This window comes from Inquilinus sp., assembly GCF_057815775.1.
The window spans coordinates 1-3669 of record NZ_JBYRFX010000017.1 but is presented as its reverse complement, the minus strand read 5'-3'; the positions used below and the strand labels follow the sequence as shown (position 1 = coordinate 3669).

Sequence of the window (3669 nt, the reverse complement as noted above, 5' to 3'; positions counted from 1 at the left end):
CGCCCGCCGGCAGCGCGATCGTGTCGCCGGGCTTCCAGGACAGGATCTCGGCCGGGGTCGCTGTCACCGCGCCGAACACCGCCATGGCCGGCAGCTCGACCTGGCTCAGCGCATCCTGGAACCTGGCCGCCCAGGCGGCATCGGCATCGCCACGGCGCTGCCGGGACCAGGCGTCGCGCAGCACGGCCAGCGACGGCAGCGGCAGCACGATCTGCAACTGGCCGGTGCGGCCGGCGGCCCGGACCGGCACCGCGATCCGCACCGCCGTTGCGGCCTTCGGCGCCAGCATGGCGAATTGCAGATCGGCCTCGATCCGCTCGACCTCGAAGCCGGCCGGGGCCAGTGGCGCCAGCGCCTCGGCCAGGGCCTGCAGCACCAGCCCCAGCAGCTCCTGCGTCAGGCGGCGCTCGATCGGCGTCAGCCCGCGGCGCAGCCCGTCTTCCGCCGGTGCCGTAGGCCCGCCCAGCAGCAGCGCGATCATCGCCCCGGCCAGCCCGGCCTCCAGCAGCACCAGGATCTGGCTGTTCCAATCGCGGGCGCGGACGATGCCGACCAGGGCCTCCGCCGGACCGTCGGCCAGCAGCTCCGCGAACGGTGCCGACCTGACCGACGCGGCCTCGGCCTCGATGCCACCGGCCCCCAGGCCGCGCAGTGCGGCGTTGAGGCGGAAGGCGAACCGTTCCGCCATCGGGTCGAGCATCGGCAGCCCGCCTTCGGCACCGGCCCGGATCATCGCGCCGATCGCCGCCGCTTGGCTTGTCATGGCATCGCTCATTGCAGCACGAGGTCCTGGATCAGCACTTCGGTCACCGCGGTGTCGCCGGCCAGGGCGCGGGCGCGGCGCAGCAGGTCGCCGCGCAGCCGATAGATGCCGATCGATCCACGCAGCTCGGCCTCGTCGATCTGGCGGCAATATTCCAGGAAGGAATCGCGGATCCGGGCCAGGTTCTCGCGCACCGCCGATTCCGATTCCGCAGGCACGACCAGCGACACCGAGGTGCGGATCAGCTTCGCCTTCGACCCCGGGGCCAGGTTGGTCAGGATCTCCGGCACCGGCACCACCGCCTTGCCGGGCACTGCTGACGTGTCCGCATGCCCGACAAAGGGCAGCGCCCCCAGGGCCCAGGCGCCGAGGATCGGCGTGGCGAAGCCGAGGACAAAGGCGACGCCGACGGCCAGGACCACCAGCCGCCACCGCCGGCGGGCGGCACGGTCGGACGGGGCGGTTCCCGGATCGGTCGCCTTTTCCTTTGTATCCTTCGCCAATGAATCCTCCGGACGGCCTGGGATGCCGACCCTTTTCTATGAGTCCATGAGGTAACAGATCGCTTTTAGCTTGTCATCTTCGTGCGGGCAGTGGATTCATTCATTTCCCTGCTCACCCTCACGGCGGCGGCCGTCGGGCTGCTTGCGTGCGGGATGGCGTCCTGGATTGCGGCTGGTGGACCTGCTTCCGTGAAAGCGTTGCTCGACAACCTCAGAGCGCTGGGCCGCGGAGGCTGGCGATTCTCGGCGGCATCGGCGTGCTCATCCTGGTCGCGATCGGTTGGCTGGCCTGGGAAGCGTCGCGGCCGAAGATGGCGGTGCTGTATTCCGGCATCGCCCCGGCCGAGGCCGGCCAGATCGTCTCGCAGCTCGAGGCACTCGGCATCCCGGTCAGCTCCAATTTCGACGGCAGCGCCATCCAGGTGCCCGCGCCCGATGTCGCCCGCGCCCGCATGGCCCTGGCGGAAAAAGGCCTGCCCACCGCCTCCGGCGTCGGCTACGAGCTGTTCGACGCCGACAACGGCCTCGGCCTGACCACCTTCATGCAGCAGATGAACCGGCTGCGGGCGATGGAGGGAGAGCTGGGCCGCACCATCGCCACCCTGTCGGGGGTGGAGTCCGCCCGGGTGCACCTGGTGCTGCCGGAGCGCGAGGCCTTCGCCCGCACCACCCCGACCCCGACCGCCGCAATCGTGGTGCGCATGCGCGGCGGCTTCGGGCTGGACCGGCAGCAGGCGCGCGCGATCCGACACCTGGTCGCTGCCGCGGTGCCCAATCTCAAGCCGGCCGATGTCACCCTGCTCGACGCCGCCGGCGAGGTGCTGCTGACCGAAGGCGACGACGTGCCCGGCCAGGGGCCGTCCGACGGCCTGCGGGCCTCCCTGGAGACGCGGCTGGCCAAGGCTGTGGAAGACTTGCTGGTGCGGCGCTTCGGCCGTGGCAATATTCGCGTCACCGTGGCGGCGGATCTCGACATGAGCCACGAGGTGGTGCGCACCGAGCGCTTCGACCCCGAGGGCCAGGTGCCGCGGTCGACCCAGACTGTGGAGGAACGGCAGACCAGCAGCGACGGCACCGGCGACCTGCCGACCAGTGTGCAGCAGAACCTGCCCGAGGCGCAGCTGCCAGGCACGCCGCAGCCCGGCGGCCCCGCCACCAGCTCGCAGTCGCAGCGCACCGAGGAGACCACGAACTACGAGATCAGCGCCGAGCGCCGCGAGCGGGTGCGCGAGGCCGGCGAGCTGCGCCGCCTGTCGGTCGCCGTGCTGGTCAATGGCCGGCGCGAGACCGATGCCGACGGCACCAGCAAATACACGCCGCGCAGCCCGGAGGAGCTGGAGTCCGTCACCGCCCTGGTCCGCACCGCGGTCGGCGCCAGCCAGGATCGCGGCGACGTGGTCACGGTGCAGAATCTGGAATTCGCCGACCTGCTGCCGACCGGCCCCGAGGACGGCCCCGGCTTCTTCGGCAGCGGCTGGCCGAATCTGCTGGTGACGCTGGTGCAGTGGCTGGTCGTGCTCGGCATCGCCGCGCTGCTGATCTTCTTCCTGCTGCGCCCGCTGCTGGAACGGCTGACGGCCGAGCGCCCGTCACCCGCGGACGCGGCCCCTGCCCCGGCGGCGGAACCGGCCGTGACGGCCGAGGCGGCGGCCAAGGCAACGGCAGAGACAGCCTCCGCCTTCCGGCTCGACTTCGGCGACCGCGAGGAGGCGATCCGCGCCCTGGCCGACGCCTTCGAGGATTATCCGGAGGAGGCCGCCGCCATCCTGCGCAGCCTGATCCGCGAGGACGCCCCGGCATGACCCAGCGGCGCCTGATCTGGGATCACAGCTTCGAACCGGCCCCCGAAGGCCCCGACCCGGATAGGGCGGAAGACCGGGCCCGGCGCCAGGCCTGGGACGACGGCTATGCCGCCGGCCACGACGCCGGCCAGGCGGAGGGCCGCGCCATCGTCATGGCAGTGGACGAGACCCGCTGCGCCGCCGCGCTGGAGCAGATCCTGGCGGCGATCGCGCAGCAGGACGGCGCGCTGCACGCCGACCTATCCGACGTCGCCGCCGCCGGCGCCCGGACCATCGTCTTTGCCCTGCAGGCCCTGCTGTCGGACCTCGCCCCGCGCTTTGCCGCCGCCCAGGCCGAGCGGCTGGTCGAGGCGGCGATCCTGGCCGCCGCCGGGCGCCCGGCCCTGGCCGTGACCGCAGCCCCTGATATCGCGCCCCTCCTCACCGACCGCTTCGCCGGGCACGAGGCGCCGCAGGGCCTCGTTCTCACCGTCACCGCCGACGCGGCGCTGGCGCCCGGCGCCATCAGGGCACGCTGGGACGGCGGCAGCGCGCAATGGGATGCCGCCGGCACTGCCGCCCGGATCGCGGCGGTGCTCGACCAATTGCTGAAGGATCTGGA

The 3669-nt window shown here is 72.4% G+C and carries 4 protein-coding genes; 2 read left to right on the top strand and 2 right to left on the bottom strand.

Features of this window, described 5'->3' with window-relative positions:
• Both AC3XYG_RS00755 and AC3XYG_RS00750 read right to left on the bottom strand, forming a co-directional pair.
• Positions 1–763 (bottom strand): flagellar motor switch protein FliM (locus AC3XYG_RS00755; RefSeq protein ID WP_489137902.1); only part of this gene is annotated, 763 nt, incomplete at its 3' end.
• Between the two features lie 8 nt (positions 764–771).
• The gene (locus AC3XYG_RS00750) at positions 772–1266 is read right to left on the bottom strand and encodes a flagellar basal body-associated FliL family protein (RefSeq protein ID WP_489137901.1); all 495 of its coding nucleotides are present in this window, start codon (positions 1264–1266) and stop codon (positions 772–774) included.
• A gap of 257 nt (positions 1267–1523) precedes the next feature.
• Between AC3XYG_RS00750 and fliF the strand changes: the two genes are divergently transcribed.
• Together fliF and AC3XYG_RS00740 are read left to right on the top strand one after the other, a co-directional pair.
• Positions 1524–3068, top strand: a complete 1545-nt coding sequence (gene fliF, locus AC3XYG_RS00745; protein ID WP_489137900.1) for a flagellar basal-body MS-ring/collar protein FliF — start codon at positions 1524–1526, stop codon at positions 3066–3068.
• Positions 3065–3669, top strand: a 605-nt coding sequence (locus AC3XYG_RS00740; RefSeq protein WP_489137899.1) for a FliH/SctL family protein, incomplete at its 3' end; no start/stop codon positions are given. The genes fliF and AC3XYG_RS00740, both read left to right, overlap by 4 nt.